The organism is Granulicatella balaenopterae (assembly GCF_900111135.1).
In the GTDB taxonomy this organism is placed as follows: Bacteria; Bacillota; Bacilli; order Lactobacillales; family Aerococcaceae; genus Granulicatella; species Granulicatella balaenopterae.
Window position 1 is genome coordinate 40,780 of sequence record NZ_FOGF01000007.1, and the last position, 25,792, is coordinate 66,571.

At 33.2% G+C, this 25,792-nt stretch carries 25 protein-coding genes; 2 read left to right on the plus strand and 23 right to left on the minus strand.

The features are described from left to right. Positions 1 to 20: 20 nt before the first annotated feature. The 6 genes from BMX09_RS02695 to BMX09_RS02720 all read right to left on the minus strand — a co-directional run bounded on the left by BMX09_RS02695 (position 21) and on the right by BMX09_RS02720 (position 7,852). Positions 21 to 1,910, minus strand: coding sequence for an alpha-galactosidase (locus BMX09_RS02695; protein ID WP_089746162.1), 1,890 nt, complete (start codon positions 1,908 to 1,910; stop codon positions 21 to 23). Beyond that, positions 1,900 to 3,231, minus strand: coding sequence for an alpha-L-fucosidase (locus BMX09_RS02700; protein ID WP_089746163.1), 1,332 nt, complete (start codon positions 3,229 to 3,231; stop codon positions 1,900 to 1,902). Before BMX09_RS02700 ends, BMX09_RS02695 begins: the two co-directional genes overlap by 11 nt. Continuing rightward, a complete protein-coding gene (locus tag BMX09_RS02705; protein WP_089746188.1) occupies positions 3,228 to 4,010 on the minus strand; it encodes a carbohydrate ABC transporter permease in 783 nt (260 codons plus the stop codon). Before BMX09_RS02705 ends, BMX09_RS02700 begins: the two co-directional genes overlap by 4 nt. A 76-nt stretch (positions 4,011 to 4,086) precedes the next feature. Continuing rightward, positions 4,087 to 5,019, minus strand: coding sequence for a carbohydrate ABC transporter permease (locus tag BMX09_RS02710; protein ID WP_089746164.1), 933 nt, complete (start codon positions 5,017 to 5,019; stop codon positions 4,087 to 4,089). A gap of 76 nt (positions 5,020 to 5,095) precedes the next feature. Continuing rightward, complete coding sequence (locus tag BMX09_RS02715) at positions 5,096 to 6,394, minus strand: ABC transporter substrate-binding protein (RefSeq protein WP_089746165.1); 1,299 nt, start codon at positions 6,392 to 6,394, stop codon at positions 5,096 to 5,098. A 63-nt stretch (positions 6,395 to 6,457) separates the two neighbouring features. After that, positions 6,458 to 7,852: a rhamnulokinase gene (locus BMX09_RS02720; protein ID WP_089746166.1), complete on the minus strand. Its 1,395-nt coding sequence runs from the start codon at positions 7,850 to 7,852 to the stop codon at positions 6,458 to 6,460. 178 nt (positions 7,853 to 8,030) lie between these two features. On the opposite strand from BMX09_RS02720, the gene BMX09_RS02725 reads away from it, so the two are divergent. Beyond that, positions 8,031 to 8,795, plus strand: coding sequence for a DeoR/GlpR family DNA-binding transcription regulator (locus tag BMX09_RS02725; protein ID WP_089746167.1), 765 nt, complete (start codon positions 8,031 to 8,033; stop codon positions 8,793 to 8,795). 65 nt (positions 8,796 to 8,860) lie between these two features. Here the strand turns inward: BMX09_RS02725 and BMX09_RS02730 are convergent, their stop codons facing one another. From BMX09_RS02730 to BMX09_RS02805, 16 genes are all read right to left on the minus strand, one after another. After that, a complete protein-coding gene (locus BMX09_RS02730) occupies positions 8,861 to 9,670 on the minus strand; it encodes an acyltransferase domain-containing protein (RefSeq protein ID WP_089746168.1) in 810 nt (269 codons plus the stop codon). 20 nt (positions 9,671 to 9,690) lie between these two features. Next, on the minus strand, positions 9,691 to 10,209 hold the full coding sequence (lacB, locus tag BMX09_RS02735) for a galactose-6-phosphate isomerase subunit LacB (RefSeq protein ID WP_089746169.1): 519 nt from the start codon (positions 10,207 to 10,209) through the stop codon (positions 9,691 to 9,693). A 19-nt stretch (positions 10,210 to 10,228) separates the two neighbouring features. Next, positions 10,229 to 10,657: a galactose-6-phosphate isomerase subunit LacA gene (gene lacA / locus BMX09_RS02740; RefSeq protein ID WP_089746170.1), complete on the minus strand. Its 429-nt coding sequence runs from the start codon at positions 10,655 to 10,657 to the stop codon at positions 10,229 to 10,231. Between the two features lie 39 nt (positions 10,658 to 10,696). After that, positions 10,697 to 13,015 carry a glycoside hydrolase family 95 protein gene (locus BMX09_RS02745; protein ID WP_089746171.1) on the minus strand — a complete coding sequence of 773 codons (2,319 nt, stop codon included), beginning with the start codon at positions 13,013 to 13,015 and terminating at the stop codon, positions 10,697 to 10,699. A gap of 85 nt (positions 13,016 to 13,100) precedes the next feature. Beyond that, positions 13,101 to 13,916, minus strand: a complete 816-nt coding sequence (locus BMX09_RS02750) for a PTS system mannose/fructose/sorbose family transporter subunit IID (RefSeq protein WP_407645244.1) — start codon at positions 13,914 to 13,916, stop codon at positions 13,101 to 13,103. Further along, the gene (locus BMX09_RS02755) at positions 13,913 to 14,701 is read right to left on the minus strand and encodes a PTS mannose/fructose/sorbose/N-acetylgalactosamine transporter subunit IIC (RefSeq protein WP_177159510.1); all 789 of its coding nucleotides are present in this window, start codon (positions 14,699 to 14,701) and stop codon (positions 13,913 to 13,915) included. The genes BMX09_RS02750 and BMX09_RS02755 overlap by 4 nt, the downstream gene beginning before the upstream one ends. 14 nt (positions 14,702 to 14,715) lie before the next feature. Then, positions 14,716 to 15,186 (minus strand): PTS sugar transporter subunit IIB, encoded by a 471-nt coding sequence (locus tag BMX09_RS02760; protein WP_089746173.1) that lies wholly within the window; start codon positions 15,184 to 15,186, stop codon positions 14,716 to 14,718. Then, positions 15,177 to 15,614, minus strand: a complete 438-nt coding sequence (locus tag BMX09_RS02765) for a PTS sugar transporter subunit IIA (RefSeq protein ID WP_089746174.1) — start codon at positions 15,612 to 15,614, stop codon at positions 15,177 to 15,179. Before BMX09_RS02765 ends, BMX09_RS02760 begins: the two co-directional genes overlap by 10 nt. Before the next feature lie 23 nt (positions 15,615 to 15,637). Next, positions 15,638 to 16,069 (minus strand): RbsD/FucU family protein, encoded by a 432-nt coding sequence (locus tag BMX09_RS02770; protein ID WP_089746175.1) that lies wholly within the window; start codon positions 16,067 to 16,069, stop codon positions 15,638 to 15,640. A gap of 17 nt (positions 16,070 to 16,086) precedes the next feature. Continuing rightward, entirely contained in the window at positions 16,087 to 16,734 is a 648-nt protein-coding gene (locus BMX09_RS02775) for an L-fuculose-phosphate aldolase (RefSeq protein WP_089746190.1), read from the minus strand. Between the two features lie 27 nt (positions 16,735 to 16,761). Continuing rightward, positions 16,762 to 18,549: an L-fucose isomerase gene (locus tag BMX09_RS02780; RefSeq protein ID WP_089746176.1), complete on the minus strand. Its 1,788-nt coding sequence runs from the start codon at positions 18,547 to 18,549 to the stop codon at positions 16,762 to 16,764. Between the two features lie 293 nt (positions 18,550 to 18,842). Then, entirely contained in the window at positions 18,843 to 19,538 is a 696-nt protein-coding gene (locus BMX09_RS02785) for an ABC transporter ATP-binding protein (protein WP_089746177.1), read from the minus strand. Beyond that, a complete protein-coding gene (locus BMX09_RS02790) occupies positions 19,535 to 20,281 on the minus strand; it encodes an ABC transporter permease (RefSeq protein WP_089746178.1) in 747 nt (248 codons plus the stop codon). Before BMX09_RS02790 ends, BMX09_RS02785 begins: the two co-directional genes overlap by 4 nt. Continuing rightward, positions 20,271 to 21,281 carry an ABC transporter substrate-binding protein gene (locus BMX09_RS02795; protein WP_089746179.1) on the minus strand — a complete coding sequence of 337 codons (1,011 nt, stop codon included), beginning with the start codon at positions 21,279 to 21,281 and terminating at the stop codon, positions 20,271 to 20,273. The genes BMX09_RS02790 and BMX09_RS02795 overlap by 11 nt, the downstream gene beginning before the upstream one ends. A 24-nt stretch (positions 21,282 to 21,305) precedes the next feature. Next, on the minus strand, positions 21,306 to 22,058 hold the full coding sequence (locus BMX09_RS02800; RefSeq protein ID WP_177159509.1) for a class I SAM-dependent methyltransferase: 753 nt from the start codon (positions 22,056 to 22,058) through the stop codon (positions 21,306 to 21,308). Between the two features lie 21 nt (positions 22,059 to 22,079). After that, on the minus strand, positions 22,080 to 22,718 hold the full coding sequence (locus tag BMX09_RS02805) for a cupin domain-containing protein (protein ID WP_089746181.1): 639 nt from the start codon (positions 22,716 to 22,718) through the stop codon (positions 22,080 to 22,082). Between the two features lie 206 nt (positions 22,719 to 22,924). Here BMX09_RS02805 and BMX09_RS02810 point away from each other — a divergent pair, with 206 nt between their 5' ends. Continuing rightward, on the plus strand, positions 22,925 to 23,941 hold the full coding sequence (locus BMX09_RS02810; RefSeq protein WP_089746182.1) for a helix-turn-helix domain-containing protein: 1,017 nt from the start codon (positions 22,925 to 22,927) through the stop codon (positions 23,939 to 23,941). Positions 23,942 to 23,985: 44 nt separating this feature from the next. On the opposite strand, the gene BMX09_RS02815 is transcribed toward BMX09_RS02810, so the two are convergent. Beyond that, a complete protein-coding gene (locus tag BMX09_RS02815) occupies positions 23,986 to 24,921 on the minus strand; it encodes a hypothetical protein (protein ID WP_089746183.1) in 936 nt (311 codons plus the stop codon). Between the last annotated feature and the right edge of the window lie 871 nt (positions 24,922 to 25,792).

Genomic DNA, 25,792 nt, shown 5'->3' on the forward strand with positions numbered 1-25,792 from the left:
AATAACTTAACCCTACTAAACTATTTAGACAAATCTATCTTCACAATAAGCATTTTTTCTGCAGGTAATTCAATTTTATCTTTCTTTATGTACGCCTCCTGACCGACGACTATTTCAACAATATCTTCAACATTATACTCAAATGCGATACTTTGTGCTTCCAATGATGGATTACGGTAGGAAATGATTAGTTCGCTCTCGTCATCATTTAAGCACTTAAATCCATAAATACTTGCCATATTACTTGGCTTTTCTCCAAAGAAGACACTATTTTTCAATGTCTGATAATTCTGTTCAATCCATTTAATTGCTTCTGAATTGGCTTGCCAACGTTCTTCATCAAACATGGTATATGAATAATAAAATTCCCAAAAACCATTACCACGCGTTGAAATGAATAATAAATAATCTTTAAATTCCGCAACTGTCGAATGAATTGGTGCATCTAAATACCATGTGTGAGCCGATACCGCATAGATTGGGTCATGATTATATAGACTACTTAATGGTAATTGAATATCACGCTCAAATAAAAACTCATAATATTGCGAATCACGATAAGTAATCATCTTACTAGTATCTGTTGTCTGTTCCATAACATAACCCACATCTTGCGAACTTTGAATCCATAAAGAATTAACCCATTGCAAGAACCATGGACTTGGATTTACATATGAGGTTAAATTTAACCAAAAATCTTTTGCGCCTCGTTCCTTACGTAAATCAATAAACAATTCAACTAAGAACTCGTATACTTTCGTCATAGTATGCATGCCATAAGGACCACTCGCATCATCTTCTGCTGGTTGCAATAATAAGCCATCAATTTTCCAATATGAAATATCATATTTTGTTTGGTATTCAAGCATTTTACGTTTCATTTCACGTAAATAATTAAAATCACCGACATTAACATCATTGCTGCGACTATTTTTACTACCAATTTTCAATTCAGGATGAGCTTCTAGCCAATCACTCATAATAACTTCAGTGCCATTATATCCGCCTCTTGGTCCAATCCATAAACCTAAACTAGCATCAAAGCTCTTCACCAATTCAGCAATATCAGTTAATTCATTTGGAAACTTTTCATTAAATTGCCAAACGCTTTGATAATTCGTCCAACCGTCATCGACTACATAGGCATCTAATTTAACTCCATAATTAGCAAATCCTTTATGAATAGTAGAAAAACTCTTAAGAATACCGTCATTATTAATCTCTGTCATGTGGTCATACCAAGAATTATATTGCTTTCTAAAGTAGCTTGGTTGCGAAATCCCTTTAAGATAGGATAGAAAAGCTTGTTTTAACGAATCTTTATCGCTGTCAGTAGCACTTCCGACAATCGCTGGAAAGATTTCTTTAGGAAATTCAGTCTGCTCACCTAAATAATATTTACTAGTATAAGTTTGTTTGGTCACTCGATTTTCACTAAGCGGGAATTCTGTACCTAAAAATAATGAATTTGCATAGACCGGCTGACCTAATTCAACGTAATACCCCTTAAAACCTGCCATTTCTTTAATATCTTTTTGCTTTTTAGGATAATAGATTTGATTATTTTCTTGAAATTCAATTAACTCTACTATAATATAATTAATCTTTTTAGCTGATTTTTGAATCGTAACCGTCTTAGCAATAACATCAAAACGTGCATCATAAACTACATTTATTTTAATATCATCACTTTCAAATAGCACTTCAACTTTCTCATTAGTATCTTTTACTAATGTCAATTTACATTCTGAGGCGTAAATCTCTGTTCCATCCAAAAATTTTATGATAAATTCCTCACACCTTTTAATTGGAACAGCCATATTTGCTTTTAAATTATTAATAGCACTTGTATAAAATTCATTACCATCATAATAAAAAGTTCTACTAATTTTCTTGTTACTAATCTCCACTTATATCACCTACCAATTCTATTTTAATAACACTTGCAATATCATTAGGTAAAGGATAAGTAAAATGATCAACATCGCCATATTGCGCAAAACATAAATCTTTAAAAGCATTAGTATTCCAACTTTTAGAAATCTTCACTTCACCAGCATCATGTAAAAAGCTCATGCGTTTAATATCAGTTTCTTTAAGCCCTGGTAAATAGATTGGTCCAATTGGTTGTTCAAAGATATGCGCATAAATTGTATTGTTATTACGTGTATAATACCCCCATTCAGGCTTTACTAAATCTGCATAGCCACAACCATAAATTGCTTCTTGGTGCTGATTCATCCAAGTCGCAAAAGTATCTAGAATAGCGATACTATCTTGTGGGATATTCCCTAAAGCATCTGGTCCAACATTTAAAATCATATTACCATTTTTGCTAACACATTCAATTAATTTGCGAATCAAGACTTTAGCTGGTTTGTATAAGTGATCATTGGGATTATACGCCCAGTTATTATTCATCGTAATACATAACTCCCATGGGATAAACTCACCTTTATAGTTTCTAATGCCTTCATGCGGTACGATTTGTTCTGGACTAACAAAATCTCCCGAATACAGATTAATCGCATCCGTCACAATACTTCCAAAGCCTTCACCTGACGTTTCTAAGCGATTATCAATAATTACATTAGGCTGATGTTTTCTAACCATCTTGATTAATTCAGTGGCACGCCATTTTTCACCAACCATCTCTTCATATGAATAATCAAACCATAAAATATCAATCTGACCATAATTTGTTACAATCTCTTCAACTTGATGATGCATATAATCAAGGTAATTCTCAAAATCAATTTCCTCATCTTTATAATCTTCATTGTCGCGCATTGGGTGGTTCAAATCTTTGTATTTTGGATAATCTTTATGATGCCAATCAATCAAACTAAAATACAAGCCTACTTTCAAACCTTCTGAACGCACCGCATCTACATATTCCGCTACTAAATCACGTCCAATTGGGGTATTAGTTACTTTATAATCAGTATACTTAGAATCAAATAAACAAAAACCGTCATGATGCTTCGCAGTCAAAACCATATATTTCATACCAGCTGCTTTCGCCAACTTAGCCCATTCTTTCGGATTGTATTGCGTTGGATTAAATGCATCAAAATATGGTTGATAGTCCTCTATAGATACTTTCTGATGACTACGATACCATTCGCCTTTCCCAGGAATTGAATAAATTCCCCAATGAATAAACATCCCAAAACGATCATGTCTAAACCATTCTGTCTTCTTATTAATCATGTCTAAACTATTTATCATCCTTTTACTGCGCCTCCTCCTAATGCTTCAATAAAGTACTTACTTGTAAACGTAAATAAAAGAATCGGTGGTAATACAATAACGATAATTGCTGAAAATAGCCCATTATAATTCGTATTAAAACTTGTTGTAAATTGCCCTAATAAAGCCGGAACAGTTAATTGATCATGATCGATAATCAACATTGATGACCAATAATACTCATTCCAATTATTCATAAACGCTAAAATCCATGCTGTTAAAATTCCCGGTCTAGCAATCGGCAACATAATTCGCCAAAAAATCTGACTATGACTAGCACCATCAATTTCTGCTGCTTCTTCTAATGAATCAGGAATAATAGCAAAATAGTTACGAATAATAAAGAAACTCATTGCAATACCACTACATGTATACACAAACATTAAAGCAAATGGCGTATTGTAAATGCCAATTTTATTAACAAGATTATATACTGGGAAAGTCATCGCTGTCGCTGGAATAAACATAGTAGAATAAATCATCGCAGTTACTATTTTTTTCCCTTTAAAATCCATTCTTGCGATTACATAAGCAGACATTGAAATCATAATAATACTCAATGTTGCTGAAACGGTAACGATTTTAAAACTATTCCAAAAATAATGAAGTACATTCATTTCCGTAAATACAGAGATATACCCATCAAAACTAATATCTTTTGGTAAAGTAAACCCAGGTTCTAAAGTAGGATCAGCTTTTAAAGATGATAAAAACACCCAAATAATCGGGAATAAAGAAATTAAACAAGTAATTGTCATATAAACATAAATTACCCACTTACTTTTTTTAGACAATCCACTACTATGAATATTGTGTTTTTTATGCTTTTTCATCTTACTTGCCCCCCTTACTGCTTCGTTTCTTCATACCAAAAATTAAGTTAATGCAAACAATAATTAGCATACCGCCTAATATTTGGAATACCCCAATTGTATTGGCACGCGCATATTGTGTTCTTGAACTTGCCACAGCCAAATCACGAATAATATAACTAATACTCTTCGTACCAGCTGCACCTTTTGTTAAAAAGAATACCTCGTTATACAATAGGAATCCTGCTGTAGCCGCTAAAATCGAGATTGTCTTAATAGTATCTTTAATCATCGGTAGCGTAATATAAAATTCTCTACGCCAACCAAAAATACCATCTAAAGTTGCCGCTTCATAAATTTCTTTAGGAATTGCAAAAATTTGACCCAATACCATAATCGTTGAAGTTCCAGCAAAGAAAATATAAGCACATGTCATAGCAATAAAATTAATTCCTGGTGTCAATAATATTGCACCATTATAATCAGGATTAAATACTCTAATAATTTGATTAATCACCCCGTAATTAGGATTGTAAATTTGTAAGAAAATTAATCCCATTGCAGCACTAGAAATAATGCTTGGAATAATATATACATTACGTGCAAATTTCCAACCTTTTAACTTTTTAGAAAAAGCAATCGCTACTGAAACTGCTAAAGGTACTTGAACTAACATACCAATTACAGCCCATAATAAAGAATTTCTTAATGCTTCCCAAAAGAATGGATGTTTTGTAAAAATATAAATATAATTAGTAAGTAAATCTTTCCATCCATAAAAACTAGGATTATTTAAATTAGTATAATCCCATTTCATAAAAGATGATACAAATACAATAACGACTGAGTATAAATAAAACACTGAAAAACAAATTAAAGTAGGTAATAAAAATAACCAAATAAATCTTTTCTTTTGTACAGAACGTTTTTTCATACTCATTTTCTTTTCACCCATTAAATTCTCCCTCCTATAAAAATTAGGATATCAATAACAAGTACCGATATCCTAAAATAGTTGTCAATTAACCATACTAATTAATTAAGGCGATTAATGTATCTTGTGTTTCTTGAACTTTTTGATTTACATCACTACTTGCAGCACTTTCGCTTAGAGCATTAATTAAGGTGCTACGAACATCTCCACCCCATGCATCATTAATTGTTTTTACAGCATAATCAGCATTTTTCACTTGAGCAATTGCAGTACCTAATAATTTTACAGTAGGATCATCGCTATGTTCAGCAAGCTCTGCTACATTGATATTTTCATTAGCAGGATTAGCTCCAACTTTTTCAAAAATCACTTTTTGCACTTCATCGCTAGTCATATATTTCAAGAACTCTAATGCTAATTCTTGTTTTTCTTTACTCATGCTACTTGAAATTGTCATACCACCACCGCATGAACTAATCGCAACATGTCCAGGATATAATCCAGGTGCAATAGCAGGGTTTTCAACTACACCACCAGCAGCCCACACACCATTAAAGAATACCGCTGATTTATTTTGTACAAAATCTGCTGAATAAGTATCTGCTGAACCACCAGAGTTTTGAGCACCATTTTGATTAACAGCAGTCATGACAGTTGTTAATGCATTTGTGAATGCAACGGATTTAATGCCTTCTTCAGTCAAAGGTTGTTCCAATAATTTGCGTCCTTCTTCTGTTTCAGCTAAGGCAGTATTTAATAAACGAATAGCTGGCTCCCCTGCACCGAAAGCATAAATTCCTTTATCTGTTCTTACTTGTTCCATTGCGCTAGAGAAAGCACTCCAATCATTCCATTCTTCAGGTGTTTTAGCTCCAGTTGCTTCAAAAATATCTTTGTTATACCAAAGTCCCATAGTAAACATTTGATCGTGAACAGTAAATAATTTTCCGTCTACTAAATTTTGTGTATAGTTTAAACCAACATTTTTTTGTAAATTATTTTCATCAATATATGGTTTTAAGTCTAATACTAAATCTTGTTCGATTGCTGCTAATGATACGGCATTCCCTGCTAAGTCAATCATATCTGGGAATTGGCCGCTTGCAACTTTATTATTCATAATATCTACTAAACTTCCGGAAACTGGTGTTGGTTTAAATTGTACTGGTCCATCTTCATGTTGTTTAGCAAAATCATCATATAAATCACGCATTACTTTTGCGACTGGCCATTCATCTTCATTATGGAAATAACCATGATAAAATTCTAAAACTTCTTGTTTACCATCATTTGATGGTGTTGGATCAGTTCCTTCGTTAGAGTTATTCGAACATGCCACCAATCCTAATGCAGCTGTTGCTAAAACTACCGTACTTTTTAATAATTGTTTTTTCATGTTAATCCCTCCAAGAGTTTTTTTATTTATATTTTTTATCCTAAAATATTTTTAATCTGCTGATTATTTTGGTGTGTATGAATGAAATTCAACAGATTTTAAAATTAAGTCATGCGCTTGTTCAAGAGATGCTAACTTTTTATTCGCAATTAATTGAATAATAATATTACCAATAACCGTTGCTTCATATAGCCCAGTAATAACTTCTTTTCCTGTTATATCCGCAATTAATTGTGTGAAATATGTTGATTTCGAACCACCACCTATTAAGTATATTTTTTGATACTGTTTATTTTTAATCTTTTCTAAATCTTGAATGGTATTACGATATTTAATTGCTAAACTATAATATGCCGTCTTAAAGAATTCAGCCGCAGACTCTGGCACGTTTTGTCTTGTATTTTTTGCATACTTTTTAATCTTTTGAATAATATCACCTGGTTTACTAAATTGTTCATTATCTGTATCAACGATGCATACATCTTTTTCGCAAGCTTTCACCATGGTAGTAATATCATCGAAAGAATAACTTTCACCATGTACTTCAAAATCTCTTCTTAATTCTTCAACAATCCATAATCCTGTAGAATTTTTTAAAAATAGATTCGCACTATTAAATCCAAGTTCATTCGTAAAATTATACGCTAATGATTCTTTTGTTATGATTGGTTGTTCTGTTTTGATACCAATTAATGACCAAGTACCACACGATATAAACACTTCATCATCAAATGGAATTGCAGCTACCGCACTCGCGGTATCATGTTCACAAATATTAATTACCTTAATTTCATTAAATCCATATTCAGCTTTTATATGCCCTAGAACATGACCACTCTTCACAATCCTAGGAAGAAAGTTTTCGTTCAAACTAAATTGCTGAAGCAGTTCTTTATTCCAACTCTTCTTCTCGGGCATTAACATTTGTGTAGTAGAAGCAATACTTTCTTCAATAACTGTCTCTCCTGTTAAATAATAATTAAATAAATCTGGCATCATTAAAATTTTATCAGTATTAAAATAGATACTCGGCATTTGTTTTTGAACACTCATTAATTGAAACAAAGTATTAATCTCCATTAATTGTGTCCCCGTCTTAAAATATAGGTGATCTAACGAAACATACTTAGCTATTTTTGCTAAAATCCCTTTAGTTCTTGAGTCACGGTAATGAACAGGCGATGAAAGTAGCTCACCTTGGAAATTCAGCATGCCAAAATCTACTCCCCAAGTATCAATTCCAACCGAAATAATTTTCATTTTTTTTGAAGCAATTTCTATACTTTCTAGGATTTTTTTGAATAAATAATCAAAATCCCAACACATTACTCCGCATTTTTTTATCGGTACATTAATGAAACGATTGATTTCTTCAAAGTATAATTTATTTATATTAATTGGAGAAATTACCGCTCTTCCGGAAGTTGCACCTAAATCTATTGCTAAAACCCCCTCCATATCATCACCTCCTTTTTCTTCTACATCTATATTAAATACTATGCTGTTAGCGTTTACAATATATGAACGATATGTTGGAATTTATTCAAAAAATGATGGATTTTTATTCAATGACATTCACGTAAATGCTTAAATATGTTATTATTTAAGTAAATTATTAGATTGAGAGGTGCCTCTTGTGGATAAAACTGAACGAATAAACACACTTATTGAACTAATTCAAACTAAAAAATGTCTTTCGGTAAAGGAATTAAGTCAAAAAACTTTTTTTAGCACATCGACACTTAGGAGAGATTTAATATACTTAGAAAATCAAGGACTCATTACTAGAAAACACGGTCAAATCGTTTTAAATACTTTAAAAACAAATGAAGCTGCTCATAATATTCGAAAATCTGCTAATCGCAAGGAGAAAAAATATATTGCTTCAATTGCGAAAGATTTTATCGGTCCTGGAATGTGTATTTACCTAGATTCTAGTACAACGGTCTATGAGATTTACCCTTATTTAGCTAGTATTGAAAATTTAATTATCTTCACTAATGGCTTAAATACTGCACAATCATTAGCCGATATTGCTAATCCAACGATGAAAATTTTCATTACAGGTGGCGAAATAAAACATTTTTCATCTTCTGTTATCACACAACAATTCACTAATGATTTGATTAATCATTTTAAAATAGATTTAGCAATTTGCTCTGCTCATGGGATTGATCAACATTTCGTCTATGAAACAAGTCTGAGCCAAGCTATGACTAAAAAACAAATTATGGATTTAGCTGAAGAAACATTATTATTAATTGATAGTTCGAAATTCAATCAAGTCGGTTTCTTTAAAATAAATTCAATCGATAACTATCATGCGATTATCTCTGAAAAGTTACCATCATCAGATTTCTTAGATAGTGCTAATATGCATGATGTTGAATGGTTATGTTAATACGTTTTAAACTCACTATATCTACAAAAAAGAGGTCGCCATACACAAAGCAACCTCTTTTTTTATTATCTATTCAATTTATATATTCCAAAACCCAAACCCAAACGTTTCCCTGCTAATAGGTATTGTTTAGCTTTTCTTTGTAAGCTTGTACGTTCTGGATAGAGACTAATATCCTCTCGTATTGCTTTAAATATCCTTTCTTCTGCTTGTCTCTCGCTATAATCAATACGGTATAAATCAAAATAAGTTTGAAACCGCAAAATATTACTATCTTCATTTAATAATTTAGTCAAATCAGGATATAACAACCACGAATGGCAGACAAATAAATTATTACTCCCAAAAAATTCAATAGCCTGCTTAAAAGAATCCTCCACAGCTTCCTTTGTTAAATTAGCCCCATTTGGAATATGTATATGAATAACCTCATCTCCTGGATTAATCTGTTCTCCCTTATACCTAATAAAACAATCAGCTAATGCGCGTTCAAATTGTAAACTACCTAATCTGAAAATTTTTGCCTCGATATGTCGAAATAACCACTGATATTCATCAATACCATACACACCGTATCTTTCTTTACAATCTTTGCACCAAAGCGTAATATCTTGAAAAGTGGCAAAATAGATTTCTTCGCTGATATGATTATTTTTGTAATAAGTATAGGTTTCGCATGCCATGTGGGTATAATAATAAAGAAACTGCTCTCTAAAATCTGCTTTATTGTTAATCACTCTAAAGAATTCTTCTCTATTTTTCTGAAATAGCTTACGATTTTGTTGATATTCTTCTTCAGTGATGTTCGAATTATTGATTACTTTGATAGCTTGAGGCATTAATTGAATACCTGTTAAAAAATCATTAAAGTCCATGATTAGCTCCTATTTCTTTTTTAATCGTGATAATAGCCTTCACACCATAATTGTAACTCTTTATCAAAGAAGTTGGGGTTATTATGTTGTTCAGGATTATCTCCTTCTAGATCCGCAATTTTTGGGATGAATTTTTTATTTTCTTCTGTTGGTTGATATTCAGTTGTGATGAATGTTTCAATGATTTCTTGGGCGATATGTTCTCCCACTACTGCACCACCGACACTTATAATATTGGCATTCAATTCTTGACGTACGTATTTGGCTGTTAATGGATCACTGACTAATGCGGCACGAATTCCTTGGTTTTTATCAGCAGCGGTAGATATTCCTACGCCAGTTCCACAAATAACAACACCAAACTCTGCTTCTCCATTACGTACTAAATCTGCCACTTGTAATCCGAAAATCGGATAATGCGTTCTAGTGTGATCATGAGTTCCTACATCAATCACTTGATAGCCTTTATTTTTCAAGAAATCAACAATTCTAACTTTATAATCTGTTACGATATGGTCATTTCCAATTGCAATAATCATAATTACACCTTCCTTAAATTTAATATAATTTTTCTAACATATCTAAGCGGATTTGATGGCGACCTGCTGCATATTCTACGCCTAAATATGTATCGACTAATGATTCTGCTAAACCTTTTCCAACTAATTGTGCTCCGATTGCAATCGCTTTCGCCCCATTATGTTCTGTTGTCATATGCGCAGTACGTTCTTCACGCACATTAGCTGTGACCATGCCGTGAATTTTATTACTTGCTAGTGCAGAAGGAGCTCCAAAGGCATCAAACATAATGCCGCGCTCTGCTTCACCTTCTAATACTGCCTTTGAGACACTTGCAGCAGAATCAACAAAATCAACTGTTGGCTCTTCACTTAAATCCACTATTTCATACCCTTTACTTACCAAATATTCTTTGATGTGCTCTTTTAAATCAAAGCCATTGCAATCTGACGCTATAGCAATTTTCATAATAACCTCTCCTTACATTATTAATTTAGTTAATCCAATTTAAAATTCACTACTGTTATATTCCCAAACTCCTGATTGATTCAATATTATATCCATCTGATCTTCAGTAATATTCGCTGATCGCCATTCGTTTGGGATGAATAATTTAATGTGATCATTTTCCTTACCTTTAATAGAAATATGATTTATCTCACCATTTTCCCACGATACCGAGAATAAACACCCTCCTCTAGTTCGAATATTTTCGTATTTACCATTTGCTATTGATTTTGGCCATGCTGGTAATAAAACAATACGATTATTGTGGCTTTGAATTAACATTTCGCACATACCGCTAACTAAACCGAGATTACCATCGATTTGAAACGGTGGATGATCGGCAAATAAATTAGGCAAAATGCAATTTCGAAGCATGCCTTGTAATTCATTATAAGATTTATCACCTTCATATAATCTAGCGAAGAAATGAACTAACCACGCAGCACTCCAACCGGTTCTTGTCCCTTCACAAAGTCCCGTTGATAACCAATTATCTATAGCATTATTTCTATCTGTTTCATCCAAATATTTAGCACCACTTAACCGTCTTTGAATAGTAATTTTGGCTGCTTCTGCTAAATCAGGCGACTGAACAATATCAATCTCATTACCTGGATATAAGCCGAATAGATGTGAGATATGTCTGTGCCCAATTTCTACTTCTTGATAATCTTCCATCCATTCTTGAATTTGACCATGTTTCCCAATTTGAATTGGTGGCAATTTATCATACATTTGCTTGATTTCTTCTAATTGACCTTCATCTTTTTCCAAAATAGTTAATATATCTTGGTAACAATTCAAGAAGAAACGTAAGATTTGATTATCTATTGATGGTGATAAACATACATTGCCGATTATTCCATTAGCTAATTGATATTTATTCTCTGGTGAAACTGATGGACCTGTAACTAAATAATCTTGATATTCAAACAAATAGTCTTGATAAAATTCAAACATTTCTTGAAAGACTGGTAAATATTTATTTAATACTTCCTTATCTTGAAAATATTGATAGTATTCCCAAATATGCGTACATAACCATGGTACTGTTAACGTCCAAATAGCAGCCCCCATCGCGTGAGATTGTGGTGCTGTATCAAAAAATCCATCTGTATTATGATGCGCAGTAAATCCTCTAGCTCCATACATTTTTTTAGCAGTAACTCGCCCATTTTCACGCAAATTATTAATCATTTCAAATAATGGTAATTCTGTTTCATATAAATTACATGGTCCGACCATCCAATAATTCATTTGAGTATTGATATTAATTGTATATTTTGAACCCCAAATAGGATTTAAATCAGCACACCAAATCCCTTGCAAATTAGCTGGCAATCCATTTGGCTGACTAGAAGAAATTAATAAATAGCGACCATAATCAAAGAGGATATTTAACAATTCTAAGTCCTCTTGACCTTCCTTAAAACGATTTAAGCGTTCATCTGTAGGTAAATACGATAATGGTTTATCATAAAATTCTAAAATTATGCGTTTAAATTGTTTTTGATATTCGCTAATATGTTGTTCTTTTTCATTAAAAAATACTTTGTCGGATAAATCTAGTAATTTAGCCAGACAATCATCATGGGATATCTCACCATAATAATCGGAAACAGTTGCTAAAACTAAATATATATATGTCGCATGTTCAATAACAATTGTTTCACCTAATACTGCTACATCGCCATCAGTATCTAATAATTTACAGCCAACTTGAAACCCAACACCCTTACGACCGCCAGCATGCGCATGCATCATAATTGCCTGATTAATAGAATTACCATAGACTTCATCACTAAATCTTTTATTTCTTCCTAAATTAACCGTATAATCTAAGCTATGATTTTTTGAAGCACATATTTTTAGATAGAGTGCATTAGAATTAAAGCTAGTAAAGTATTCTTTTTGAATAAAATTATTATCCAAATTATATTCAACTGATACTACAGCGCGTTCTAAATCTAATCTCCGTTTATAATTATGTAAACGTCCCTCATAATTAGTATGAGTTAAATATAATTCACCTAACATTTCATAGTGGCTTTGATCTCTTGGTGTTGCAAACATCGTCAAAGCAATTAATCGCTCAGCTTCTTCTATATCTTCGTTGACTAAAGCACTTCTAATTTTTTCTAAGTAATCCTTAGATGATGGATTATTTCGATCAGCTTTACCTCTATACCAGATTGTTTCATCATTAAGCATTAATTTTTCTTGTTTACAGTCGCCAAACACCATTGCTCCTATGTGGCCATTACCGATAGGAAGTGCTTCGTTCCATTCTTTAGCTGAGGATTTATACCATAAATCCATTGAAATTCCCCCTTAATTATCAAAAAAGTGATAGACTCCCGTTTATTTGAAATAAATATTTGGAGAAATCTATCACTTTTATTTATTATTTTAGTACACCAATTAATACTAAAACAATTGCTGCTGCCATAGTAATTAAAATTAGATGAACTGGATTTTTCCCTTTCTTAATAAATTTGTACATAATTAATGTTAAGCCCATTGGAATGAATCCAGGAATTAATTGATTAATTAAATCTTGGATAGATACGATTAATTCGCCTTGTTGGAACTCTAGGGCAAAATTAACACCAACCATTTGCGGAATCAAACCACCAACTAAAATCAAACCTAATGCTACAGCCATATTGGTAACTTTATCTAATGTACCACGAGCACTACTTTCTTTAATAAACTTAGATCCACGATTGTAACCATATTTTAATCCATAATATTTTAGTGGAACGTTAATGATATTGATTAAGAATAATGCTAAGAATAAACCTAATACACTACCATCCATTGAATATGATGCACCAATACTAAAGCAAATCGGTACTAATGTTAACCAGATAAGACTATCTCCAATACCAGCTAAAGGTCCCATTAAACCAACTTTTAACCCTGTAATAGATTCTCCGCCTTTATTACCTTCCTCTTCTTCCATCGCACTAGTTACACCAATAATAAATGGCGCTGCTGTTTGGTGAGTATTGAAGAATTCCAAGTGACGTTTCATCGCTGTTGCCATTTCATCTTTATCGTTTTTATAAACTTTTTTCAAAGCTGGTTTGATAGTATATAAGAACCCTAAATTTTGCATACGTTCAAAGTTCCAAGATGCTCCATACATTAAACATCTAAAAAACATATTATTTAACGTCTTTTTATCCATTAATTTTTTATCATCTGCATTCATCATAGGTCATACTCCTCTCCATTTTCATCGCTAACTTCAGAATTTTGGATTTTACCGCTGATTCCTGGTAATGAAATTAGTTGTAATAAACCAACTACAGCGATTGCCACTAAGGCCATGCCGATTGCAGATAATCCGCCATATACAGAAGCTATAAATCCAATTAATAAGAATACCCACATGTTCTTTTTCAATAACATTGTCAATAACATACCAAACCCGATAGCAGGTAACATTGCTCCACCTGCGCTTAATCCAGTCATAACAATCGGTGGAATTGTATCAAATAATTGCTTAACGTATTCTCCACCTACAACAATTGCCAAGAAGATTGGAACGATTTTAAATAATGTAATTAATATTAAACTTAAATAGTGATATCTATCAACTTTATCAATATCCCCTGTTTTCGCAGCTGTATCTGCTTTTTTAACGAAGTAAATATCTGCTGTCTTAGCTAAAGTATCTAATTGTTGAGTTACGATAGCTACTGGTACCGCAATCGCTACCCCAGCAGTTACACCTTGTCCAGACATAATTGCTAGTGCTGTCCCAACAATCGCACCTGAAATTGTATCAGGTGGAGTGTAGCCTCCAATACCCGTTACACCTAACCAAGTAAGTTCAAGAGTGGCGCCGATCATTAACCCTTGTTGAACATCCCCTAATACTAACCCTGTCATTGCACCAGTGACTAATGGTCTATGTAACATAAATAATGGGCCGTTATAGTCAACAGTTGCAATAATCGCTACTAACGTTATTAGCAAAGCTTTAGTTAACATAATTACTCCTCCTCTTTTTATACTAGTTTGTTCATATTGGTAATTTTATCGTTTGGAACCATTTGTATTTCTACATTTACATTACTATCAATAATCTTCTTAAAGTATTCTCGATCTTCAGCTCCTAATGCTACTCCCACAGTTACCTTTTCATTATCATCAGTTTTACTCATTTGACCTACATTTAAGTATGAAATTTTCAAACCGCCTTTAATACATTGATATACTTCATAAGGATTGGTGAAAATCAACATCGTTCTACGTTTTATATCCACTTTATTATAGACTTCAATAAATTTATCAACCCCGAAAAATACTAATTTCAAACCTGTTGGTACGGACATTTTTAAGATTGCTTGTCGTGTATCATCTTTGGCAACACTATCACTAACAATAATGACTTGTTCAATTTCATATTTTTTTAACCAAGTTGTTACTACTTGCCCATGAACTAATCTATCATCAATACGAGTAAATTCTATAGCCATTCTTCATCCACCTCCTCACTGTTATCGCTTTGTTTTGTAACTTCAAATAGAGCTGTTCTTGATTCATTAATAATCATTTCAAGATCGATACTATTTTGAAGATTTGATAATAAAGTCAATGCTAAAGCCATATTATATCCAGTAACTACTTGGATATTGTCATTTTTTAAGGCATATTTTAAAGCAATGTTATTAGGTGTACCTCCAATTAAATCTGTTAAAATAATCACTTGTTCGTTCTGTTTTAATAATTCATTTAATTTAGAATCAAAATTTCCCTCAAAATCTTTTATACCTAAGTCTTCTTGTAATCCTACAGTATCAACTAAATCCTTGGAAAATTTCCCTACAATCATTTCAACTGTCTTCAAAGTTTCTTTTGCAAATTGACCATGACTAGCTAATAATACCCCTAGTTTATTTTTCATTTTGCTTATCTCCTTTGCTAGTTTTAGCTAGCTACTATTACACCTTTTTTTAGAATAATATTTGCATATAAAGCAGTCTCACCAGTAGCAACAACTGCATAGGCTTTTTTACCTCTTTCGTAAAATGCTTCTCTTTCTATATGTGATATTTTCTTGTTTTCTGCTTGTTTTTCATTCACAATATTTTGATAATCAACCCAAATATCTGGCGTATTATCTCCATTAGTTGTTTCCATTAAGGTAATACCACTTTCAACATATATATCAATGGGTAATACTTCTAAAATGGCTGGCAAAATTTGTTTCATATCGATTCCGTCATATCTCACTAATTTTTTTGCCGTAGAGGCTGCTGGATAATTGGCATCTGCTAAAACAATTTCATCGCCATGTCCCATTTCAGATAATATCTTCAATAATTCAGGTGATATAATAGCTGGTATATTTTTTAACACCCTCTTCCCCCTCCTTATCATTCATGTTTTTTCTTTTGGCCGTATTCTTTAAAGCGGTCTAACATCATTTCCATTTCATCGTCTTCTAAAATAACTGGTTGGCCCATGCTTCGTGTTATGCAGTAAATTTTTGCGCAGTATTCTACTTCTTCGATAATGTTAAAGGCATTTAGTAAATCGTTAGCGCCTGCTAAAATTCCGTGATTGGCTAATAGGACGGCTTTGCGATCTTTCATAGCTTCATATGAATTAATAGCTAATTCTTTTGTTCCATATGTTGCGTAATCAGCTACCCGAACATTTTTCCCGGCTACTGCGACCATATAATGTGATGCTGGTAATTCTTCTCTTAAACATGCTAAGACTGTTGAATAAGTTGTGTGCGCATGAATAACAGCGTCAATGTCATCACGTTTTTGGTATTCAATTAAATGCATATACCATTCACTTGATGGAGTCTTATCGCCTTCAATCACATTTCCATCGATATCCATGATGACGATATCTTCTTCTTTTATCTCGTAAAAATCGATTCCTGAAGGTGTGATTGCCATCGTTTGGTTTTTGCGATCAAATACGCTTAAATTACCACCAGTTCCTTTCGTTAAATTTGTATCAACTAATTTTTTGCCATAATCAATTAATTCTTTTCTGACTTCCTTCATTAACATATTGCCACCCCCACTATAGCGTTATTTTTTATAAAGTGCTCCTAATGTACGACACGCTTCAAAATCAACAGCTTCCAAGTCTTTTGTTCCGAATCCATCAAAAATACTTGGTCTGAAAATGCGGTCACTTGAGATATTATGCAATGTAACAGGAATTCTTAACATACTAGCTAATGTAATTAATTCATGTCCAATATGACCATGTACAGATGCGCCGTGATTTGATCCCCAATGATTCATAACATCATAAACTGATTCGAATCCTGGTGCGCCTAATATTGGTGCAAACCATGTTGTTGGCCATGTTTTGTCTGTGCGTTCATCTAAAATTTTATGAACTTCTTCATCTAAAACGCATGTGTAGCCTTCTGCAATTTGTAGTGTTGGTCCTACACCTTCAACGATATTTAAACGAATCAAGGTTACTGGTAATTCAGCATTTGTTTTGAAATGAGAAGAAAATCCACCGCCACGGAAGTATTCATAATTAGCACGGCACCAATCTGTTTCGGCTAGACATGCTTTAATATCTTCTTCGGTCATATTCCAAAATTCTTTCATTGTGCGTTGGCCTTGTTCATCTCTTGCTGCGGCAGTTCCATCTAATGCAGATGCTCCTGAATTGATTAAATGCAAAATACCGTTACTTGCTTTTCCTGTTAATTTTTTACCAGTTACACGTTCAACAGACTCTGGACTCCAATAAGTACGCACATCAGAGAAAATAGCTGCTTTATTGGTTAATAACACTTCAAATAACATTGATGCCCCATTTAAAGTATCGTTTTCTGTTGCGAAAGCTGAAGGTTGTTTAATGCCATTCCAGTCAAATGTTGAAGCTAAAATTGCTTCAGTAAAGTCGCCATTTGGTAACCAGTCTGTCCATTGTCGTTGACCTTGGAATCCACCTGCAATTGCATTTCTGCCACGGGCTTCTTCTTCCCAACCAATTTCTTTTAATTTTTCATTTCCGAATAAAATATCTCGAATAATTAATGCTTGTTTTACGATGAAATCCCAATCTTTATCAGCTTCAATTACTTTTGATTTTGTAATAATCTCTGGGAATTCTTTACCTTTATTAATATCAATACCTTCTTTGCAATATTCTTTCACCCAATTCATGGCTTTTTCATATTCAGCTTTATCGTAAATTTCTAATTTCATACGACGTAAAATTTCAGTCATATCAACAAATTCAACAATCATGCCTAAATATTCTTCAAAGAAAGCTGCATTAATTTGTGATCCGGCAATCCCCATTGATGAGCTACCTAAGTTTACATATGTTTTCAAACGCATTTGGCCTACTGCAATAGCACCTTTTACAAATGTCAAAATCTTGTCTTGCACGTCTTGTGGAATGCTGTCGTCATCACTATCTTGAACATCATGACCATATATTTTGAAAGCAGTCATCCCTTTTTGCGCATAGGCACTCATGGCAGCTGCTAAGTATACTGCTCCTGGACGTTCAGTTCCGTTGAATCCCCAGACTGCTTTAATGGTTTGTGTGTTCATATCCATTGTTTCTGTACCATAGCACCAACATGGCGTAACGGTTAATGTGGCTACAACATTCTCGCTAGAAAATTCATCATAAACAATACTAGCATCAGCTTGTCCGCCGATTGTTCGACTAGCGACAACACATTGTACTGGTGTGCCATCCATATATTTCACATTTGCTTCAATTAATTCTTTTGCTTTATTTGCCATATTCATTGTTTGAACTTCTAAAGCTTCCCTAACTCCACCTTGTCTACCATCAATTGTTGGTCTAATGCCAATTTTAGGATATTTATTCATTATTTATTCTCCTTTATTGTATTATTATTCTAATTTTTGATTAAGCATATCTCCCTAACATAGGTGAATTTTTATCAGATATTAAAACCACCGCCCTTTTTTATTCTTCTATCCTTCTTAGCTATATTCAAACACTTATTGGTAGCGTTTACAATACTTGACATCAAAATTGATAATCGCTCAAATAACGATGAACATTTATTCAAATTTGTTCAAATATCCAACAAAAAACAGTACCACTTCAAAGTGATACTGCTCTTCTTACTAGGGCTTTCATCTTCATATTTTTTGATTTATTTTTGGGATTTAATCAACTCTAAGATTTCTTGCTTATACTGCAAATACTCAGGTGAACAGCCCATACCTTTATCCAAATCACTTAAATCAACTGTTTTAATCACTTTAGATGGTCGTTCGGATAAAATAATAATCTTATCAGCCAATAATAAAGCTTCATCGACATCATGGGTAATCAGTAACATGGCGGTCTGGCGTTCGTGGATTAATTTTGCCACTAAATCAACCATATCAAGCTTCAAAAAGTAATCCAAGCCGGAAAATGGTTCATCCGCCAATAACAGATCGCCGCCATAATAGAAAGCGCGGGCGATATCGCAACGTTTTTTCATGCCGCCTGATAATTGGCTAGGCTTGAAATCTTTAAAATTTGTGAGGCCGACTTCTGAAAGAATTTCTTCAATTTGAGCAGCTTCTTCTTGATTTTTTACCAGTGCGATATTTTGCCAGACGCTTAACCAGTCTAATAAGCGATTATCTTGGAAGATGAATGATAAATGATGGTAGTTTTTTTCAATAGTACCTTTTTCAATCGGTGCTAGGTCTGCGATTATCTTTAATAAGGTGGATTTTCCACAGCCAGATGGTCCAATGATAGCCACAACTTGATTTTTTTCAATGGTTAACGAGATGTTTTTAATTATTTCTAGGCCATTGATTTGATAGGATAGATCTTTTACTTCTAGCATCATTTGGCCCCCTCCTCTTTGAACATTTTTTTGAGTAACCAAGTTGTTAGATTGAAGAGTATCACAATCATAATCGACCAAGCGATAATACTTTCAACTTCAAGGTTATTGCGAGCTTCTTTAATCATACCACCGATTCCATCATTTGTTGTTAGAACCTCACCCATGACTGCTACTTTCCACGACATGCCTAGTCCAATCTTAGTTGCGGAGCGGATATAGGGTAAGATCGTTGGTAAGACTATCTTGATATAGATTTTTTGTTTATTTAGTTGGTAGATTTGCGCCATTTCCAATAGACCTTGATCGATATTTTTGAAGCCTTCACGGGTATTAATTGAAATAATCGGTATTAAGGATGTCACGACGATAAAGATGGCCGGCTTTCCATTAAATCCAAACCACACCAAAGCTAGTGCTAACCATGAGATTGGCGGTATGGTTTGTAGAATTGAGACAATTGGTGAGAAAAAATGGTCAATTGCCTTAACTTTACCCATCGCAACCCCTAAAACAATCCCTACCGATACCCCAATCGCCATACCAATTAATAAACGTTTGGTTGTAATCCAAATCATTAATAAATAATCCGGCACAGTAACAATCTTTACTAGTTCAAGAAGAACAACAGAGATTTTTGGGATTAATAGTGGTGATACAAACCACGTTAATAGATACCAAATCACTAAGACCATTACTAATGATAGTAGTTGATATTTGAATGCTAACTTCATCTTATTGTTCATAATACAATGAATCGCTTGGTAGTTGTCCACCAATTAATTTTGGATTTACATTTTCTAAGATTTTATACATATTTTCTAATTCAGATTTCGCGTCTTTTGCAGATTTGAATTCTAATCCCATATTTGGAATAGCTTTTGTGACTAATGGTTGTTTAAGTGATAAGTATTTTTCAGCTAATGAGCCAGCTTCTTCGGGATGTTCGTTGATCCATGTGATAGCTTTTGCGTATTCATCTTGAATTTTAACTGCAAGTTCTGGATTTTCTTCGATGAATGATCCTTTTGCACCAAAGCCAGCTGTTGGGATTTTTTCAGTTGTATTAGCAACTTTTTGGTATTCTTCGTTCAAGCTCATTGCACGTACTAGCTCTGAATTTTGCATTAGGGCACGCGTTGCTTGAGGTTCAATTGCCACACCGTATTCCGCTTCACCTGAAATTAATAATGAACCGATTTCGATTGGTGATGCATATTGAATGGTTACATCAGTTCCTGGTTCTAAGCCATTTTCTTTTAGGAAGTATTGTGTATATGCATCTAGCGGTGAACCTTTAATTGTGACATATAATGTTTTGCCACGTAATTGGTCCCAAGATGTGAAATCTTTGTCGTTTGTTAAGACATAACCTACTCCCCAAGTATTAACATTCATAAGTTTGATATCAATACCTTTATTGTTTAGTTTGGCTGCAAAAGTTAATGGAAAAGCAAACATATCAAAATCATCCTGTTGTACCATTGCTACTAGTTTTTCACCTTGATCCCATAATTCATACTCTAACTTCACCTCGTCACCTAAAGCATTATCTTCAATCATTTTTAAAATTGGTAATGCTGGTGGTGCTGGTGGAATACCGACTTTAACAATGGTTGGTTCAATTACTTCAGTTGTTGCTTGTGAACTGTCACTTTCTTCAGTTGTAGTGGTTGATTGATTACTGCAAGCTACTAGAAAGATCGTCATAAGTGTTGTTATAATTAATAAAAATTTTTTCTTCATTTTTATCCTCCTCGTATAGTATCGTTATTGTTTTTTGGAACGCATTACTAAATAACGGTGATTACTATTTGGGTCAGTAAAGATTGTCATCATTTCCATGAATTGTTCACGATTTTCATCATTTAAGGCATTTTCCATAATTTTCTTCATACCTTCTTGACCTTCATCACGCAATAATCCTGCTTCACTTAATAAGGTAAATTCTCCTGAATTGTACTTAAAATCAGAGAAGCCAACGCCTTCAAAAATTTCTAACCATTTTTCTAATAATAATGGTTCTACTGGCATATGAACGGCTTTTTGTAAGGCTTTTAAGGCATCCTCATCTTCTTCTAATTCACGAATATCATGAGTTAGTAAGACGCCACCGGGTTTTAGGACGCGGTAATATTCTGCCAATGCTTTTTTCTTAGCTTTTACTGGTAGCATCGTTAACATCGCTTCATTCACAACAATATCAAATGTATTATCTTCAAAAGGCATCTTTAAGGCATTTCCTTGAATGATCTCAATGTAATCTTCTAATCCGGCTGCTTGAACATTTTTACGAGCTTCATCTGTCCATTCAGTTGATTGATCTAGACCAACACAATGATTATGATGTTCTTTAGCAATTTCGATTAAGTTCCCTGCAGTATTACAAGCCACTTCTAATAATTTTGTATCTTTTGTAACCTCTACTTGTTCAAATAACCATGATGTTCCCTCAACGCCACCTGGTCTTAATTTTGTTTTACCTAATTTTTTTAATAAGACATGTCCTGGTACTCTTCCCATTGTATACTCCTCCATTTTTTATTATTTTGCTAAAATTAATGCCATTTTAAATTGACTATCACGAGCAGTCACATTATGTTTGATATCTTTCGGGAATACAATCTGTTCGCCGGCTTTTAAGATATGCTCTTCTTCACCGATTGTCATCACTGCTTCACCTTCTAAAGCGAAAATCAAAGCGTCGGCTGGTGCTGAATGCGGTGTTAGCCCTTCTCCCTTATCAAATGCCATTAAGACTACTTTAGTTGATGGACTTTTAACGATATCTACATTTGAAATTCCTCCTTCAACATAATCAATACAATCTTTCAATTGAAAAACTGCTCCCTTTGTAATATTTTCCATTAAAATCTCCTCCTTTAAATATAATTCAATATAGATACTATTTTCTTTAGCAATCACACCACGATTCGTCTCTCTAGCCATTACTAAACAATCTTGTTGCTTTAATTCACATGAATCAATCTCCACCAAGCCATCTAACACTATAAAGACTGAAGCGCCTTGATAAAATTCAATACTAATATCTGTATCAGTTGCTAATGAATACAAAGATAATTCACTATCTTTCCCCACATAAATGCCTTTTGATATTGTTTGATGCGCTTTACTCGGTATCGTATCTTGCAATAAAAAGGTACACCCTTTTGCTAATTTCATAACAAACCTCCTATAACATAAAATTAATGAACATCCCGTAAAAAATTACCACACTCACGATTAAACCGTTAAAATGCCGAAACCTTTCTTGAAAACGCTCCCTTACGCCTAATATTGTAGCATTGCTAATAATGTGCTACAATATCAGACAAAGAAGAATGTCTAATCGAGAATGTGTCTAATCAAGAATGTAAGGAGGAATTACTTTGCAAAATGATTCATTAACTAACCGAAAGAATTGTTTTATTTGTGCTGATTGTCAAAAATTCAGTCCCATCGGTCAGACATTTCGTGCTGATACCATGGACTATTCCGGCTTATATTGGTCTTATCAGGGGGCTGGATTTGCAATTGATATTCATGATTTATTTATAAAGGAAGATTATTTACTAAAAGAATTACCCATTTGCCAACCAGATGCGGCTCTAATTGTCTCATTTATTATTACGGCAAATGCTGAATTTTTTGATCCTTATCAAGAATTACACTCAAATAGCGCCTTATTTATTGACCCTAAAAAAACAAAGGAGCGTTTATTACTGCATGCACATATGCCCTTTCGCAGTGTAACCATTAGTTTTAGTAGAGAATTATTAAACCAACAGCTACAAACTTATTCTTCACACACAAATCAATCTTTCATAATCCAAACAAAAAGTGCCATTATTAAACCTTTAGAAAAAGTCGCTAAAGATATCTATCTTTGTCATTATGAGGGTGATTCGGCACAATTATTTTTTGAAGCTAAAGCCAAAGAAGCATTAAGTATTATGATTCACCATCTTAACCAGCCCCAAGCAACTTGTATATCAAAAAATGACCAACAAGCCATTGCTAATGTAGCACGTTATATTGATCATCATTATGCTTATGATATTCCGCAAGAATTACTAGAACAAATATCATTAATGTCTGGCACCAAACTAAAACAATGCTTCAAAAAATTCTATCAAATGAGTATCACTGAATATACCCAACGTAAGCGAATCGCCGTAGCAGAAGATTTACTATTAACCACTACTCTAGATATCAAAGACATCGCAAAATCAGTTGGCTATCAATCAGCTAGTCGCTTTTCTGTTCTATATAAGCGCTATAAAAATATTACCCCCTTAGAAATAAAAACAATTCGCACCATAACAGCCCCATCGATTTGTGATTTATGCCGTCATAATCATCATGCAATCAGTAATCAAAAACAAATAAAACACAAAAAAAGTTGAAGCCAGTTCATTCTCTACTAGCTTCAACTTTTATCTATTTCTACTTATTTTGTTATATGTTTATGCGTTAAATTATTTAAAGCACCATTTAATTCTTCAGTTGGATGGATTTGTAATTTATGGTTTTCATACGTATATGGAATAGCAAACATTTCCCCATCATCATAATAATATAACCCTTCGCTCATTGGGTTCATATATTTTGCTTTATCATGAATAATTGGAATCATTTTATTAGCAGCAATTAAAATATGCGCATCGGTAATCGGATAAATTAACGTTTCCAACACATTCGGGAATGCCACTAAAGCACCATTCGAACCAACATATTCTTTTAATTCTTCAGGCTCAAGCAAGATATTATTCGCATAGCCTTCATCATCAGTAATCGACCATAATGTAATGCCACCAAGATCTTTTTTTAGTGCACGCTTTTCATAGCGAGAGCGTAAATTATCAAGGCCTAATGCCATTAATTCATCAACTGACTTATCCCATGCCTCTAATTGCCCACGCAAAACCGTCTGCATTGTGATTGGAAAATCAAAAATCAATACCTTATAAAATCCCTCAACATACGGCTCATAAATAACATTCTCAAGACCTAATTTTTCTAGATCTTCAATACGATATAATGTAACCCCAATAAATTCCTTCACAAAATCAAAATCAGTCATATTCTCACAGAAATATTCATAATCTGTCTCAGAACCAATTGAAAAATCTAAGTGTTCCTTCATAATATTCGGCCACTCTTCCATTTCAACTTGATCACATTTCTTAGCAATATTCCATAAACAATATACCGTTTCTTCATCATTTAACTTTAATTCTGAATTTTCCTCATTAATATTAAATTTTTGGTTTTTAAAATGTTTGTTTAATTCATCGATAAATGTTTCATATTCAGTTTCGTTAAAAAAAGAAGCCCAACTAGGAACTGCTTTACGATTTTTTTTACTAAAATTGAAAAACTTCATGACAACAACCTCCTGATTTTTAGCTAAATAGTGAACGCTTACACAAATATTATAACGCTATCTTTTAACTAAATCAATCCACTAAAAAAATTAAATAAAAACCTCTTTTCACTTGAAACGCTTACAAAATATGGTATACTAATGGTGAGGAAGGGATAAAGCAAGAAATATCTACCCTTTCTGATTTTACAGACGGTGACTTTCGTAAAAAGAAGTAGATGGTTGTCTTTACAGTTTTTAGATTCATACTAGTTAATGATTCAGTCTCCAAACGTATCAAAAAGAACATCATGAATACCAAGAATCTCTAGTGTTAAGTTAGTCTTTTCAAGTTCAATAATTTTGATGATTAGTTATTGGAAGTTATCAGAGGTCTAACTAAAGAATTAAAAAAGCAAAACAACTATAATAAAATTAGTCTTAAAAAAAGTAAAGTATAATGAAGTAACGATGAAACATATAAACAATTAAATGCAGACACATAACAATAAAATATTTATGAAACATTTATAAACTATCTTATCTTATAATATCAAAAGAAGCGCGTAACACCTGTAAGACAGCTAGTTATCACAATATAAGTCACCGTCATGATTACATGTCGACAATCCTTTTTGAACTTAGGGTTGTCGACTTTTTTGTGGTACTCCCCTATAAGTTCCGGCTCTTTGTCAAATAGGGTTGATGGAGTGGAAATAGAGATCATACAGTATTATCTGTATGATTTCTTTTTTTACTTTTTTATTGTATATATCCATCATTAAAAAAATTTAGTGCTCAAGTGAGTACAGTTCCTATAATTATCAGCTGAGTGTAGTAATGCATGTTTTTTGTTGTTTTAATTGCATAAATAGTTATTATGTTACGATAT

Coding starts and splice junctions, on each gene's coding strand:
- BMX09_RS02700 (WP_089746163.1), bottom strand. CDS start 3,231: ATGATAAATAGTTTAGACATGATTAATAAGAAGACAGAATGGTTTAGA.
- BMX09_RS02705 (WP_089746188.1), bottom strand. CDS start 4,010: ATGACAATTACTTGTTTAATTTCTTTATTCCCGATTATTTGGGTGTTT.
- BMX09_RS02710 (WP_089746164.1), bottom strand. CDS start 5,019: ATGGGTGAAAAGAAAATGAGTATGAAAAAACGTTCTGTACAAAAGAAA.
- BMX09_RS02715 (WP_089746165.1), bottom strand. CDS start 6,394: ATGAAAAAACAATTATTAAAAAGTACGGTAGTTTTAGCAACAGCTGCA.
- BMX09_RS02720 (WP_089746166.1), bottom strand. CDS start 7,852: ATGGAGGGGGTTTTAGCAATAGATTTAGGTGCAACTTCCGGAAGAGCG.
- BMX09_RS02730 (WP_089746168.1), bottom strand. CDS start 9,670: ATGGACTTTAATGATTTTTTAACAGGTATTCAATTAATGCCTCAAGCT.
- lacB (WP_089746169.1), bottom strand. CDS start 10,209: ATGATTATTGCAATTGGAAATGACCATATCGTAACAGATTATAAAGTT.
- lacA (WP_089746170.1), bottom strand. CDS start 10,657: ATGAAAATTGCTATAGCGTCAGATTGCAATGGCTTTGATTTAAAAGAG.
- BMX09_RS02745 (WP_089746171.1), bottom strand. CDS start 13,015: ATGGATTTATGGTATAAATCCTCAGCTAAAGAATGGAACGAAGCACTT.
- BMX09_RS02750 (WP_407645244.1), bottom strand. CDS start 13,916: ATGATGAATGCAGATGATAAAAAATTAATGGATAAAAAGACGTTAAAT.
- BMX09_RS02760 (WP_089746173.1), bottom strand. CDS start 15,186: ATGGCTATAGAATTTACTCGTATTGATGATAGATTAGTTCATGGGCAA.
- BMX09_RS02765 (WP_089746174.1), bottom strand. CDS start 15,614: ATGAAAAATAAACTAGGGGTATTATTAGCTAGTCATGGTCAATTTGCA.
- BMX09_RS02775 (WP_089746190.1), bottom strand. CDS start 16,734: ATGAAGGAAGTCAGAAAAGAATTAATTGATTATGGCAAAAAATTAGTT.
- BMX09_RS02780 (WP_089746176.1), bottom strand. CDS start 18,549: ATGAATAAATATCCTAAAATTGGCATTAGACCAACAATTGATGGTAGA.
- BMX09_RS02785 (WP_089746177.1), bottom strand. CDS start 19,538: ATGATGCTAGAAGTAAAAGATCTATCCTATCAAATCAATGGCCTAGAA.
- BMX09_RS02790 (WP_089746178.1), bottom strand. CDS start 20,281: ATGAACAATAAGATGAAGTTAGCATTCAAATATCAACTACTATCATTA.
- BMX09_RS02795 (WP_089746179.1), bottom strand. CDS start 21,281: ATGAAGAAAAAATTTTTATTAATTATAACAACACTTATGACGATCTTT.
- BMX09_RS02800 (WP_177159509.1), bottom strand. CDS start 22,058: ATGGGAAGAGTACCAGGACATGTCTTATTAAAAAAATTAGGTAAAACA.
- BMX09_RS02805 (WP_089746181.1), bottom strand. CDS start 22,718: ATGAAATTAGCAAAAGGGTGTACCTTTTTATTGCAAGATACGATACCG.
- BMX09_RS02815 (WP_089746183.1), bottom strand. CDS start 24,921: ATGAAGTTTTTCAATTTTAGTAAAAAAAATCGTAAAGCAGTTCCTAGT.